Source organism: Streptomyces iranensis (assembly GCF_017874715.1).
Classification (GTDB): domain Bacteria; phylum Actinomycetota; class Actinomycetes; order Streptomycetales; family Streptomycetaceae; genus Streptomyces; species Streptomyces iranensis.
Genome location: NZ_JAGGLR010000010.1, coordinates 69,729 through 83,050, shown reverse-complemented (window position 1 = coordinate 83,050; position 13,322 = coordinate 69,729). Strand labels below are relative to the sequence as shown.

At 73.2% G+C, this 13,322-nt stretch carries 10 protein-coding genes; 2 read left to right on the top strand and 8 right to left on the bottom strand.

All coding sequences use genetic code 11. The features are described 5' to 3' along the window. Nucleotides 1-220: 220 nt before the first annotated feature. The 3 genes from J2Z30_RS19490 to J2Z30_RS19480 form a co-directional block, all read right to left on the bottom strand. A complete protein-coding gene (locus J2Z30_RS19490) occupies nucleotides 221-2,425 on the bottom strand; it encodes an ATP-binding cassette domain-containing protein (RefSeq protein WP_044569333.1) in 2,205 nt (734 codons plus the stop codon). Nucleotides 2,426-2,555: 130 nt separating this feature from the next. After that, nucleotides 2,556-3,317, bottom strand: coding sequence for an NUDIX hydrolase (locus J2Z30_RS19485; RefSeq protein WP_044569335.1), 762 nt, complete (start codon nucleotides 3,315-3,317; stop codon nucleotides 2,556-2,558). A 371-nt stretch (nucleotides 3,318-3,688) separates the two neighbouring features. Beyond that, the gene (locus J2Z30_RS19480; RefSeq protein WP_044569337.1) at nucleotides 3,689-5,236 is read right to left on the bottom strand and encodes a DUF4192 domain-containing protein; all 1,548 of its coding nucleotides are present in this window, start codon (nucleotides 5,234-5,236) and stop codon (nucleotides 3,689-3,691) included. Nucleotides 5,237-5,347: 111 nt separating this feature from the next. Between J2Z30_RS19480 and J2Z30_RS19475 the strand changes: the two genes are divergently transcribed. Together J2Z30_RS19475 and J2Z30_RS19470 are read left to right on the top strand one after the other, a co-directional pair. Continuing rightward, the gene (locus J2Z30_RS19475) at nucleotides 5,348-7,513 is read left to right on the top strand and encodes a RecQ family ATP-dependent DNA helicase (protein ID WP_044569339.1); all 2,166 of its coding nucleotides are present in this window, start codon (nucleotides 5,348-5,350) and stop codon (nucleotides 7,511-7,513) included. 229 nt (nucleotides 7,514-7,742) lie between these two features. After that, on the top strand, nucleotides 7,743-8,366 hold the full coding sequence (locus J2Z30_RS19470) for a hypothetical protein (RefSeq protein ID WP_044569348.1): 624 nt from the start codon (nucleotides 7,743-7,745) through the stop codon (nucleotides 8,364-8,366). Nucleotides 8,367-8,466: 100 nt separating this feature from the next. Here the strand turns inward: J2Z30_RS19470 and J2Z30_RS19465 are convergent, their stop codons facing one another. The 5 genes from J2Z30_RS19465 to J2Z30_RS19445 all read right to left on the bottom strand — a co-directional run bounded on the left by J2Z30_RS19465 (nucleotide 8,467) and on the right by J2Z30_RS19445 (nucleotide 13,302). Continuing rightward, nucleotides 8,467-9,126 carry a hypothetical protein gene (locus J2Z30_RS19465; protein ID WP_078956595.1) on the bottom strand — a complete coding sequence of 220 codons (660 nt, stop codon included), beginning with the start codon at nucleotides 9,124-9,126 and terminating at the stop codon, nucleotides 8,467-8,469. Nucleotides 9,127-9,194: 68 nt separating this feature from the next. Further along, nucleotides 9,195-9,896, bottom strand: a complete 702-nt coding sequence (gene rnhB, locus J2Z30_RS19460; RefSeq protein WP_044569350.1) for a ribonuclease HII — start codon at nucleotides 9,894-9,896, stop codon at nucleotides 9,195-9,197. Between the two features lie 185 nt (nucleotides 9,897-10,081). Then, complete coding sequence (locus J2Z30_RS19455) at nucleotides 10,082-10,975, bottom strand: ADP-ribosylglycohydrolase family protein (RefSeq protein ID WP_044569351.1); 894 nt, start codon at nucleotides 10,973-10,975, stop codon at nucleotides 10,082-10,084. 11 nt (nucleotides 10,976-10,986) lie between these two features. Beyond that, nucleotides 10,987-11,646: a histidine phosphatase family protein gene (locus J2Z30_RS19450; RefSeq protein ID WP_044569352.1), complete on the bottom strand. Its 660-nt coding sequence runs from the start codon at nucleotides 11,644-11,646 to the stop codon at nucleotides 10,987-10,989. Between the two features lie 9 nt (nucleotides 11,647-11,655). Continuing rightward, the gene (locus tag J2Z30_RS19445; RefSeq protein WP_044569353.1) at nucleotides 11,656-13,302 is read right to left on the bottom strand and encodes an ABC-F family ATP-binding cassette domain-containing protein; all 1,647 of its coding nucleotides are present in this window, start codon (nucleotides 13,300-13,302) and stop codon (nucleotides 11,656-11,658) included. Nucleotides 13,303-13,322 lie beyond the last annotated feature (20 nt).

The window sequence follows — 13,322 nt, the reverse complement described above, 5'->3', positions numbered from 1 at the left end:
ACGCTCAATCGGACAGAAAGAAGCATCCTTCGGGGAGTTGCGAGCAGTTCGCGCGACGGCTGTGCGAATCCACTTCCGGCCTGATCCACTGGCTGACTACGGGGGCCGGGCGGCCTCCGGGCCGAGCGGGCGGCGGGGTTGGGGGTGCGTCGGAGCGGGCGGGCTTGGACGACGGGACGGACGTGGGCGCCTGGCACGGGGCTGGTGCTACTGACGGGTGCTACTGGCGGGTGCTCTTGCCGCGCAGACCGGTAAGGGCATAGGCACACAGCAGGACGGCCACCGACAACATCAGCGCCTGTCCGACCGGTTGGGACGCGAGCCGCAGCGCGACCGCCAGCCCTCGGTCGACCATGGAGGGCGACCGGTCCAGCGTCGCCGCGCGCAGCCGGTGCGGGAGCATGACCAGCGAACGCAGCGACGGGTCCTGCGCCGCGCGCTGGACGACGGGCACCGCGAGGATCGGCACGGCGAGCAGGGTGGCCAGCCCGAACGCGGTGGAACGGAAGACTCCGGCGGCGAGCAGCCCGGCCCACGACGAGCCGATGGTCAGACCGAGGACACCGACCACCAGCGCGGGCCAGTCGCCCGGCAGCGGCACCGCGTTGCCGCCCACGAGCAGCAGGAGCGCCGCGCTGTCGAGCACGATGACGCCGAGCGACAGCAGGACGGCACCGGCCGCACAGACCGCGAATTTGGCGGCCAGCAGCCCGAGTCGGCGGGGCACGGCGTCCCGGGTCGCGGCCAGTGCCGGAAAGCGGAACTCGTCGCCGAAGGCGAGGGCGCCCAGGAGACCGGCCGCGATGGCGACGGGAGGCAGCGGGAGGTCGGCGGGCCAGCCGGTGAGCCGATGCAGCTCCCCGGTGTCACCGGCACGGGCGAGCAGCACGGCGGCGAGGAGCGAGGCCACGATGGAGGCGACGCCGATCAGCCAGCCGGTCCGCACGCCGGTGGCACGACGCACCTCGTAGCGCATCGGCCAGGCGGGGCCCGGGAAGCGGAGCTTGGGGAGCAGCCGCAGCGGGGGCGCTTCGGGGTCGCGGGCGCGGGCGGCCGCGGGAGTCCCCGGGCCGAGATCGGCGGTCTCCTCGACGAGCCGGTGGACCACGATGCCGTGGCGGTAGGCGGTCTCCCCGACCGACGCGGGGGACAGGCCGTAGACGGAGATGTGGGTGTCGTCGTCGCGCACCACGGAGAACGGGTCGGCGGGCGCGGCGACCGGCTCCTCCTCGGGCTCGGTCCCGGCTCCTACCCCGACTCCGGCCCCGACGGCGACCCCGACCCCGATCCGCGCGTGGACCGCTTCGGCGCCGACCGCTTCAGCGCCGGCAGCGGGGGCGGGGATGGAGGCGGGGGCGGGGGCAGCCTTGTCCGCCGGGTTTGCCGCGTCTGCCTTGTTCGCCTTGTCGTTGGCTGCTCTGTCGTTGGCTGCCTTGTCGTGGGCCACGGCTTCCGTGGTGGCCTTCTTCGCCTCGGCCGCGGCGGAGCCCCGGGTGGCGAACTGGGCCATCCTGACCTTGCGCCAGATCGCCCTCTTCCTGGCCTTGGGCCCGGCGCTCTCGGCCTTGACGACGTCGCCCCCGTCGGCCACATCGGGCTGGGCCGTGTCGGCCTGGGCAACCTCGGCCTTGGCCGCGAGCTCGGCCGCCGCCCGCGCCTCCTCCGCCGCCTGGGCCTGGGCCAGCTGCCGGGCGGCCTCGACCTCCTCCTCCAGGACGGCGGCGAGGCGGCCGACGAGCGGCGAGTGGACGACGACACGGGGGCGCAGCCGGGTGCGGGCGAATTCGTCCACCGGCTGATCGGCCACCAGCCGCCCCGATTCCAGGGTGAGCACCTGGTCCGCGAGGCGGATCACGCCCTCGGCATCCTCGGTGGCGACGAGGACGGCGCCACCCTGGGCGGCAAATTGGCGCAGCAGCCCGTACAGCCAGGTGGTCTCCCGGGCCGACAAGCCCCGTGCGGGCTCGTCGAGGACCAGGGTGTGCGGGTCCCCGAGCAGGGCGGTGGCGATCCCGAGACGACGCTCCGCCCCGGTGGACAGATCACCGATGCGCTCGTCCGCCAGATCGGTGAGGCCGACCACATCGAGCACGACATCGGCGCGTGCGGCAGCCACCCCGGCCGCGGCACCGAGCATCCTCAGATGCCCCCGCACGGTGCGGCCCGGGTGGCCCGGGACGTCCTCGAGGAGAACGCCGATCTCATGAGCCGGGCGCCGGATGCGGTGCAGGGGGCGGCCCCGGAAGAAGGCGGAGCCATGGCCCCGGTCGAGCTGCAGCAGAAGCCGCAGCGCGGTGGTCTTGCCCGCGCCGGGGCCGCCGAGCAGTGCGGTGACCCGGCCCGCCGGGGCCTCGAAGGTGAGGTCGTCGACAACGGGCGGATGGTTGCGGCGGGGGGTGCTGGTCAGTCCGGTGGCCTGGATCATGGCTTCTCCCGCGGGGCATGGAACCGCTCGATGGCACGTGGGGACTGGTGGCGTACCGGAGAACGTTAACCCGCTATGTCCTATTTCGTCAGGACATAGCACTCCCGGGGAGTCGTCGTGTCATGACCCGTCACACCTCGGGACGAAGCATGGGCGGATTGAGCAGCGTCGCCCCTCCCGCCCGGAACAACTGGGCGGGACGGCCGCCCTGACGGGTCGTCGTACCACCGGTGGGCACCAGGAAACCCGGAGTGCCGGTGACCTTGCGGTGGAAGTTGCGCGGGTCCAGGGCCACGCCCCACACCGCCTCGTACACCCGGCGCAGCTCGCCGACCGTGAACTCCTGCGGGCAGAAGGCGGTGGCCAGCGAGGAGTATTCGATCTTGGAGCGAGCGCGCTCGACCCCGTCCGCGAGGATGCGGGCATGGTCGAAGGCGAGCGGGGCGGCCAGATCGCCGTCCCGCCCGAAGGCTCCCTCCCGGTCGAGCAGCGACTCGACCGGCGCCCAGCGCACGCTGTGCGCGTCGCCCCCGGCCCGGGGCGCGGGCAGATCGGGCGCCAGCGCGAGATGCGCCACGCTGACCACGCGCATCCGGGGGTCCCGTTTCGGATCGCCATAGGTGGCGAGCTGCTCGAGGTGGGCCGCGTTCGGCGGAACCGGAAGCGTGGGATCATGGGCGAGCAACCCGGTCTCCTCGGCCAACTCCCTGGCAGCGGCGACGGCGAGATCCTCATCGGGCCGCACGAAACCGCCGGGCAGCGCCCACCGCCCCTTGAAGGGCGACTCCCCGCGGCGAACGGCCAGCGCACACAGCGAATGCCGCCGCACGGTGAGCACGACCAGATCAACGGAGACGGCGAATGCCGGAAAAGCCGACGGGTCGTAGGGCATGACGCGATCATAGTCGTCTGCCTGACGATAATCAGGCCCTTGAGCATGATCACCGATGTTCGTGAAATCGCTCTCTCAAGCGCTCGCCTGCACGATTCCCACACTCCCTTCCGAATCCCCCGAGCCGCCCCACACGGGCGGACCGCCACACCCCAACCCACCGGCCACCCCGGACCGTCGCGCCTCGGCAGACCCCCTCGCCGTCCACTGTCCGACCCTGGCCGCCGGGTCTCAGCACACCCGCCTGCCGCCCACCGGCCGCCCCCGGGCCGCGTGTCCTAGGCCCGAGCCGTCCAGCGGATCGGCACCCCCGAGGGCGGCCCCACAGCCACCCCTGACCCCGCCCCAGGGGCTCCCCCGGCCTGGCGGGGTCAGCGGCGGCTGCGCGTGCCCCGACCGCCGGTGCGGCGCCGGGTGCGCGGCCGCCCTTCCGGGCGGCGCCTGCCGCCCGGGGCGCTCGACCCTGCCGAGCCGCTCCTGCCGCCCGGCCCCGCCACCCCGCCCGGCCGCTCCCGCGCCGACTGCCGCTCCCTCTGACCTTCCGCCTCCCCCGATTCCTCCACTTCGTCCAGCTCCTCCGCTTCCTCCGGTTCGTCCAGCTCCTTCACTTCCGCGCGGGCGGCCGACTCGGCGGGCTCAGCCGACTCGACCGGTCCCGCCGTTTCCATGATCGTTCCGGCCGGGGTTCCTGCCACCCCCTGCGGCTCGGCCGCAGCCAAGTCGCCGAGCCGCTCCAGTTCCGCGTGCACCGCGGCGTGCACGGCGCGGTCGGCGCGGTCGGCCGGGCCGGAGCGCTCGGAGTCCTCCCGGCGCAGGCATTGACGCAGCAGCTTCGGATGGACCCCCTCATTGCACGCCTGGTGCAACAACCTCGCGAAGAGGTAGTCGGGATCAACACGCAGGGCACGCCCGAGCGCCACCCGTGCCATGAGCTCATCACCCGCCGACCAGGCGACCCACCCCGCCAGGGTGAGCGGCGCCGCCGCATGCTCCCCGTAAGAGCCGACACAGCGTCGGGCCAGCGCGCGCCACAGCCGCAGCGCCGCGTCGGCGTCCGCTTCCTCCATCCAGCCGGCCACCCGGTCCCGGGTCCGCCGGTCCTGCAGCCCGATGATCAGCGCGGCCGCGTCCTGGTCGTCGAGCAGACCGTCATCGCGGAGATCGGCCGCACAGGCGTCGGCGACCGGCGGCGCGGCCTGGAACGTGTCCAGCATCCGGCCCACCAGACCGAGGGTTTGCGCACGCACCGTCACGGAGCCACCGGCGTCCAGAATCCTCGGTACAAGATCGGCCCCGGCGGCGTCCAGAGCCCGCTCCTGCCCATCGGCCCGAGGCGCCCCGAGCGGGGCGAGCCTGGCCTCCATCTCGCGCAGCGAGCCGCGCACCTGGACTCCCGCGAACGTCGCGGCCGCGGCCATGACCGACGTGCCGGGCAGGGCGAGCGGAACGCCTTCCGGCGGACAGCAGCGCCGGTCGGGGCAGACATACGACCAGAACCGGCCGCCGGAGATGCACAGCGCCTCGAACACCGGCACCTCCAACCCGCCGCACGCGATGCGCAGCCGCTGAGAGAGGGGCCGCAGCCGCTCCATCGCCTCCTGCGCGGACTCGCCCTCGGCCGGCTCCTGGCACAGGAACAGAACGACTCCGTCCGGCCGCACGCCCCGCCGCTCGCTGCCGCTGATCAGGCATTCGGCGAGCTGATCGCAGACCTCGGGCCACTCCTCCGGGCCCCGGGGAATGCCGAGCCTCAGCCTGCCGCCGAACCGGCCGCGGGCGCCGTGCAGCGCGATCATCACGATGCTGTCGTCCGGCTGGAAGCCCAGGACATAGGGCAGGGCGTCGGCGAGCTCGGCCGGGCTACGGAGGGTGACCTGCTCTTCGCCGGGCAGACCGGCCGCTTCGTTGTGTCGAGTCATGGCCCGACGGTCCCTCAGCCCAGCCGACCCCGCCACCCCTGTGGATAACGTTATCCACAGGGGTGGCGGGGGCATTGGCGCGATGTCGGCGGGATCGGGTTGCATGGGGGCATGAGTGACGAAGACCTGCACCTCTCGGCCGACCGCGTCCTGGCCCGCCTCGTCGGTGACACCACCGGCTCCGCCCGGCTCCGGGAGGATCAATGGCGGGCGATCGAAGCGCTGGTCGCCGAGCGCCGCCGGGCGCTGGTCGTGCAGCGCACCGGCTGGGGCAAGTCGGCGGTGTATTTCGTCGCCACCGCGCTGCTGCGCGAGCGCGGCAGCGGTCCGACCGTGATCGTCTCCCCGCTGCTCGCGCTGATGCGCAACCAGGTCGAGGCCGCCGCGCGCGCCGGTATCCAGGCCCGAACGATCAATTCCGCGAACACCGAGGAGTGGGACACCATCCAGGCGGAGGTGGCCGCGGGCGAGGTGGATGTGCTGCTGGTGAGCCCGGAGCGGCTCAACAACCCCGACTTCCGCGACCAGGTGCTGCCCCAGCTCGCCGCCGCCACCGGCCTGCTGGTCGTCGACGAGGCACACTGCATCTCCGACTGGGGCCATGACTTCCGGCCCGACTACCGCAGGCTGCGCACCATGCTCGCCGATCTGCCCCAGGGTGTGCCCGTGCTCGCCACCACCGCGACCGCGAACGCGCGGGTCACCGCAGATGTGGCCGAGCAGCTGGGCACGGGCGAAGGAGCCGGGCGGGCGCTGGTGCTGCGCGGCCCGCTGGACCGGGAGAGCCTGCGGCTGGGCGTGCTGCCGCTGCCGGACGCCGCGCATCGGCTCGCCTGGCTCGCCGACCACCTCGATGAGCTGCCGGGCTCCGGGATCATCTACACCCTCACCGTGGCCGCGGCCGAGGAGGTGACTGCGTTCCTGCGGCAGCGCGGCCACACCGTCGCCTCCTACACCGGCAAGACGGAGAACGCGGATCGCCAGCAGGCCGAGGAGGACCTGCTGGCCAACCGGGTCAAGGCGCTGGTCGCCACCTCAGCGCTGGGCATGGGCTTCGACAAGCCGGACCTCGGCTTCGTGGTCCATCTCGGTTCGCCGTCCTCCCCCATCGCCTACTACCAGCAGGTCGGGCGCGCCGGGCGCGGTGTGGAGCACGCCGAGGTGCTGCTCCTGCCCGGTCGCGAGGACGAGGCGATCTGGCGGTATTTCGCCTCGCTCGCCTTCCCGCCCGAGGAGCAGGTGCGCCGCACGCTCGACGTGCTCGCGTCGTCGGACCGCCCGGTGTCGCTGCCCGCGCTCGAGCCCCAGGTCGAGCTGCGGCGGTCGCGTCTGGAGATCATGCTCAAGGTGCTCGACGTGGACGGCGCGGTGCGGCGGGTGCGCGGCGGCTGGACCGCCACCGGGCAGCCCTGGGCGTATGACGCGGAGCGGTATGCGTGGGTGGCACGCCAGCGGGAGACCGAGCAGCAGGCCATGCGGGAGTACGCCACGACGGCCGACTGCCGGATGGAGTTCCTGCGGCGGCAGCTGGACGACGAGAAGGCGGCGCCCTGTGGCCGCTGTGACAACTGCGCGGGAGCGCGGTTCACCACCGAGGTGTCCGCCGCCGCGCTGGACGCGGCGCGCGGCGAGCTGGGGCGGCCCGGTGTCGAAGTGGAGCCGCGCCGGATGTGGCCGACCGGGCTGCCCGCGGTGGGCGTCGACCTCAAGGGCCGCATTCCGGCGGGTGAGCAGGCCGCTCCGGGCCGGGCCCTGGGCCGTCTGTCCGACATCGGCTGGGGAAACCGGCTGCGGCCGCTGTTGGCCCCGCAGAACCCGGACGCACCGGTGCCCGACGATGTGGCCGGTGCGGTGGTGACCGTGCTCGCCGACTGGGCCAAGGGCCCCGGCGGCTGGGCCTCGGGTGCGCCGGACGCCCCGGGCCGCCCGGTGGGCGTGGTCACGATCGCCTCGCGCACCCGCCCACAGCTGATCCGGTCGCTCGGCGAACGGATCGCCACGGTCGGCCGGTTGCCCCTGCTCGGGAGCGTCGCGTACCACGACGGCGAGATCGACACCCGGGTGCCGCGCACCAACAGCGCTCAGCGGCTGCGGGCGCTGCACGGCGCGCTGACCGTCCCGCCTCCGCTGGCGGCGGCCCTTGCCGAGGCGGGTGGACCGGTGCTGCTGGTGGACGACCTGGCGGACACCGGCTGGACCTTGGCCGTCGCCTCCCGGCTGCTCCGCCGGGCCGGGGCAGCCGGGGTCTTTCCGCTGGTCCTGGCCGTTCAGGGATAGGGACGGCCGCGATTGCGGCGGGGCGCGAACCGGCCAGGAATATAGAACGCGCATCCAGGTAAAACAGTCAGTGGTGCCGACTGCGCATTGCCGCGCGCGGGCGCTACCGCGAGAATTGTCAGCAGCTCCCCCGCCCCCGGTCCGGCCGTGGTACCGACGGGGCTGTGTCGTGGCCCGCGCCCGTGCCCGACCCTTCGCACGGACCGTGGGCGCAGACGAAGGGAGGACCGTGACCTTCGGCTTCGTTCCGCCACCGGCCGCCGATTCCGCTTCCCGAGCCGGCCGGATGCTCCAGCCCGCCGAGTGGGCGGCAGCGGGAATCCCGTTGCTGCGCAATCCGCGCGAGGTGGTCACCGGACTGCACATCCGCCATCTGCCGACGCCCTCGACCGCCGTCGTCGCGGTCCTCGATCCGGAGGAACGGCTCACGGCGAGCGCCTCGTTCGTCCGCCGCGGCGCTGCCGCCGTCGACGGCTGGGACTTCCGGAACGCGCTGCTGGCGCAGTTGCGCCGGGTGATCCCGCACGATCTGCGACGCCGCACGCCGATCCGCACCGCCGTACTGCTCTACTGCCGCGAGGGCGAGAGCCGGTGGACGGAGGAGGACGGCGCCTGGATGTGGGGGCTGCGCGACGCCTGCACCCTGCACGGCCTGCGCTGCGGTGCGTACATCACGCTGACCCACGACGGATGGCGGGTCCTCGGTGAGGGGCGGGGCGGCCGTCGGCCGCACTCCGCTTCGCTGCCGACCAAGCTGGGCGTGGCCGTCGAGGGCGACGGCGACGCCAAGGCGCTGCCGCGGCCCCACCTCGGAGGGCGGCACAAGGCGCTGAGCCACCCCGCCGCCGTCTGACCGGTCGCGGGCCGCACGGCCACCGGCCGTCCGGACGCCGGACAGCTCCGCCACGGGGGACAGAGACCGCCGGACACCGGGCGTTCGGGGACGTGCGGCCTCAGACGCCCGGACCGATGAGGGTGTTGATGCGCTCCGGATCGCCGCAGACGATCAGCAGCGTCCCGGCACGGCCCATCGCCTCGGGCAGCGCGCGGGCCACGGCGTCGTTCACACCACCGTTGACGGCGACGACCACGACCGGACGGTCCTTGAGACGGTCGGCATCCGCGCCGGCGTAGAAGACATCGTCTCCGGCGTCGTGCTGCGCCCAGTAGGACGCCTCGCCGAAGGACAACTCATGTGCCGCCCACGGATGCTGCTCCCCGGTGGTCAGCACCAGGATCTCACCGGGGGGCCGACCGGAATCCAGCAGCAGGTCGACCGCCTCGTCCGCCGCGTCCAGAGCGCCGTCCACCGTGGCGGGGATCAGCTGGATCTGGGGCGTGGCCTTCGTGGCGGTGGGTGCGGCCTTGGCAGCCGAAGCCGCCGGGGCGGTCGGCACGGGCTTCGTCGCATCGCTCGTGGTGCGCTGCGACTGAGCCGACGAGGTTCCGGCGGGGCCACGGTTGGGACCGGGGCTTCCAGGCCGCCGCGGTGCGGGCCGGGGGCCGGGACCAGGGACAGGACGAGGGGTCGGCGCGGTACGGCCTGCGGCCGGTGTCGCGCGGGGACCCGGGACACTCTCGTGAATCTGAGGCTCCTCGGGGATGAGAGGCATGGGCTGATGTCTATCAAACGTCGGTGCGAGTCGCATCGGCGGGTGGCGGTTTTGACCGCTTGGTCTGCTCAGAAGTCGAAGCCGAGTTGGCCTTCGCCCTCCAGCCCGACCGGTTCGGATGTGCTGCGGAACCGCTTCAGGTGCCGCCAGCGGGGCAGCCCGTCCATATAGGCCCAGGACAGCCGGTGGTGGGGCGTGGGTCCCAGTTCCCGCAGGGCGGCGCGGTGCGTGGGGGACGGATATCCGGCGTTGTCCCCGAAGCGGAAGTCCGTGTGCTCGACTCCCAGTTCGGCCATCATCGCATCCCGGCGGACCTTGGCGATCACCGAGGCGGCGGCGACGGACACACAGGACTGATCGCCCTTGATGACCGTACGAACCGTCCAGGGACCGCCGAGGTAGTCGTACTTCCCGTCCAGGATCACCGCGTCCGGCCGGACCGGCAGCGCGTCCAGCGCACGCGTGGCGGCGAGCCGGAGGGCGGCCGTCATCCCCAGGTCGTCGATTTCCTCGGGGGAGGAATGACCCAGGGCGTGTGCGGTGACCCACGAGTCCAACTCCAGGGCCAGGGCCGTGCGCTTCTTGGGACTCAGCAACTTGGAGTCGGTGAGCCCGGTCGGCGGACGGCGCAGACCGGTGACCGCCGCGCAGACCGTCACCGGACCGGCCCATGCCCCGCGCCCGACTTCGTCGATACCGACGACGATCTTGGCTCCCGTCGTGGCTCGGAGCGAGCGCTCGACACTGTGGGTGGGCGGTTCATAGGCCATGGCGAGGACAACCTTACGCCGCTCTTACCTGCGTTCGGAACCCGGATCCCCAGCAGTGATCACCGGCCGCCGCCGGCGGTCGCCGCTTTGGTGGATCCGGTGGCCGTTTCCGCCCAACGTGACGTGACACACGGCAGGTTCGGGTGGCAAACCGGATGGCGCACGCATCACGCCCCCGCGAAAGGTCAGCCGGCGCCCGCCGGGACCCACTCCGGCAACGACTCGGTGCGATCCAGCCAGTCGGCGGGCGGCGCACCGGCAGCCTCGGACGCGACCACTCCCCCGACGATGGCGCAGGTGGTGTCCACATCTCCGCCGGCCGAGGCCGTCCTCCAGAACGCCTCGTCGAAGGAACCCAGGTGGCGAGCGGCCGCCCACAGGGCGAACGGCACGGTGTCATGGGCGCTGGTGCGGCGGCCGCAGCCGAGCACCGCGGCGACGGTCCCGGCGTCCGCGTAGTCGAGCATGTCACGGGCCCGGCGCAGCCCCGCCTGGACGGCGCTGCGCGGCACCACCTCGACCACCCGGTCCAGCAGTTCCCCGGGCCCGCCGTGGCCCGCCGGATCGGCCACCAGCGCCGCGGCCGCGGCCACCGCCATGGCTCCCGCCACCGCCTCGCGATGCTGATGCGTGGTGTACGCCGAGATCTCCGCCTGATGCGTGGCCTGCTCCACATCGCCCGCGTACCAGGCACCCAGCGGGGCGATCCGCATGGCGGCGCCGTTGCCCCACGAACCCTGCCCCTGGAACAGCCCGGCGGCCAGGTCACGCCAGTCGCCGCCCTCCCTGGTCAGGCGGAGCATCCGGTTCACGGCGGGGCCGTAGCCCCGGTCGAAGTCATGGTGGTCGGCGAAGGACCGGGCGAGATCGTCCTGGTCGATCCGGCCGTGGGTCACCAGGACGGCCAGGATCGAACAGGCCATCTCGGTGTCGTCGGTCCACTGCCAGGGAGTGGGCGGCAGCTCGCGGCGCTTGAGGTGGGGATAGTTGTCGGGGACGAAGAACTGGGAGCCGAGGGCGTCGCCCACGGCCAGCCCGCGCAGGCTCCGCAGAGCCCGGTGGAAACGGTCAGCGGTCATCGCTGCGCACTCTAATCGGTGTGGCCGTAGGGCCTAGGGGTGCACCAGCGTTCGAAGGGCCGGTCGAGGTGGTAACGCCCGTCGGAGCCGAGTAGCAGGGTCCGCATCTCGCCGTTGCCCGGGTTCGACAGCGACTCGAATTCGGCGACGTTCCAGTGCAGCCACCGCATGCAGAACAGGCGCATGGTCAGCCCATGGGTCACCAGCAGGACGTTCGGCGGATGGGTGGGGTCGTCGAAGCTGCGCCACAGGCTCTCCAGGAAGGCGTCCACCCGGTCATAGACGTCGGCGCCCGACTCACCCTGTGCGAACCGGTAGAAGAAGTGGCCGTAGGCGTCGCGGTACGCCATCTGCTTCCGCACGTCCTCCCTGTCCTGCCAGTTCCCCCAGTCCTGCTCCCGCAGCCGCGGCTCCTCCCTGACCCGAGTGCGGGAGGGGTCGAGATCGAGCAGCTTCAGGGTCTGGTGGGTGCGGCGGTACGGCGACACATAGATCGACACGCGCTCGTCGCCGAAGGTGGCGCGCAGCCGCTCGCCCGCCTCCTCCGCCTGCCGGCGCCCGGACTCGGTCAGCCTCAGGGCATGGTCGGGCACCCTTTCGTACACCGAGTCATCGACGTTCCCCTCCGATTCTCCGTGCCGTAGGAGGACGATGCGCCGGGGTCGTGCCATGGCGCCACCCTAGATCGAGGCCGTGGCCGACGCCTCGCTCCCCTCCTCGGCCAGCGGCCGACCTCCTCGTATCTCGCGGCGCCGCCCGGTGAAGCGGCTGCGCAGCAGCCGGTCGTGCGAGACCACCACCAGCGCCCCGGTCCACTGGGCCAGCGCCTCCTCCAGCTCCTCCACCAGGCCGAGGGCGAGATGGTTGGTCGGCTCGTCGAGCAGCAGCAGATCGGCGGGGCGGGCCAGCAGCCGGGCGAGCGCCAGTCGGCGGCGCTGGCCCGCGGAGAGCGACCCCACCGGGACGTGGAGGGCATCCGGGCGGAACAGCCCGTACGACAGCAGCAGGTCGGTCTGCTCCTCCGGTGTCCCCGGCAGCCCCCGGCCGAAGGCCGACAGCAGTCGCTCCCGGGGCCGGGCAACCGGTATCTCCTGGGCGAGATAGCCGATCCTGCCCCGGCGGGCCACCCGGCCGGCCGCCGGTTTCTCCACCCCGGCCATGACCCGCAGCAGCGTGGATTTGCCCGCGCCATTGGCACCGTGGACAAGGAGTCTGTCCCCGGCCGCCACCGTGAGCCGGTCGACCGCCAGCCACTCCCCCACGCGGACATCGTGAAGGTCAATGAGCAGACCGGCCGTCGTGCCCCCGGCGGGGAGCGCGGAGAACCGCAGCGGCTCCGGTGGGCGCGGCACCGGGTCCTCCTGGAGTCTGCGCAGCCTCTCCCGCGCGTTCCGCACCCTGCTGGACACCGAGGACTGCACACGTCCCCGGTCCCGGTCGTAGGCCATCTTGTTGCCGTCCTTCATGCCGCGGCCCGGGGCTACCCGCCGGGCGACGGTGGCGGCGGCCTCGGCGAGCGCGGCCGTCTCCGCGCACCACTCCTCGTACGCCTGCTCCCAGCGGCGGCGCGCGGCGGTCTGCTCGGCGACGAATCCGCCGTACCCCCCGCCGTACCGCACCAGGACGCGCCGGTCGGCGTCCACCTCGACGATCGCGGTCGCCACCCGCTCCAGGAAGACCCGGTCGTGGGAGACCGCGAGGACGGTGCCCGGATGCGCCCGGAGCGCCTCCTCCAGCCAGCCGAGCGCCGCGCCGTCGAGGTGGTTCGTCGGCTCGTCCAGCAGCATCACCTCGGGGGCGGCCGCGATCAGACAGGCGAGCCCGAGCCGGGCCTGCTCACCGCCCGACAGGCTGCCGAGCCGCCGCTCGTACCCGATGCCGCCGAGCCCCAGGCCGTACAGGGCCTTCTCCACCCGGGCATCCGCCTCATAGCCGCCGCGGGCCTCGAACGCGGTGAGCAGATCGCCGTACGCGGCGAGCACGTCGGGGGCGCCGCCGCCGAGATCCGCCTCCAACTCGCGCAGCCCGCGCTCCATGGCGCGCACCTCGGCGAGGGCGGTGTCCACCGCGTCGCGCACCGTGTGGTCCGGCGGCAGCTCGGGCGTCTGGCCGAGATGGCCGACACCGCCGTCGGCCACCGTCACCACGGCGCCGTCGTCCGGTGACTCGCGCCCGGCCAGCAGCCGCAGCAGGGTGGACTTACCGGCCCCGTTCTCCCCCACGACGCCGATCCGCTCCCCGGGCCGCACCGCGAAGGACACGTCGTCGAGCAGCAGCCGGTCACCCCGGGACAGCGTGACGCCTCGCAGCGAGATCTGAGTGGGCAAGGGCGCACCTCCGAGCACGC